Annotated in this window: 1 protein-coding gene; it reads left to right on the top strand. The window is 63.8% G+C overall.

Annotated elements, in window-relative coordinates; genetic code table 11:
- On the top strand, window positions 1-320 hold a 320-nt coding region (locus EN804_RS35895; RefSeq protein ID WP_246693548.1), incomplete at both ends, for an ABC transporter substrate-binding protein.

Genomic DNA, 320 nt, shown 5'->3' with positions numbered 1-320 from the left:
GGTCAAGCACGAATTCCCTGCGGATACGGTGCCTGCCATGCAGGCCACCGCCGTCAACCAGCGGCGCGAGCAGTTTCGCGACCCGCGTGTGCGCCAGGCCATCGCGCTCTGCTTCGACTTCGAATGGACGCGACGCAATTTCTTCTATGGCTCCTACCAGCGCTCGCAGTCTTGCTTCGAGAAATCGGATTTTCGCGCCGAAGGCGTGCCGTCGCCGCAGGAACTGACTTTGCTGGAGCCGCTGCGGGATCAGATTCCGCCCGAGACTTTCGGCGAAGCCGTGACCCAGGCTGTATCGAACGGCTCAGGCCGCGACCGCC

This window comes from Mesorhizobium sp. M8A.F.Ca.ET.161.01.1.1, assembly GCF_004792105.1.
GTDB lineage: Bacteria > Pseudomonadota > Alphaproteobacteria > Rhizobiales > Rhizobiaceae > Mesorhizobium.
The sequence above is the reverse complement of the archived record's forward strand: the minus strand, read 5'-3'. Positions and strand labels throughout refer to the sequence as shown.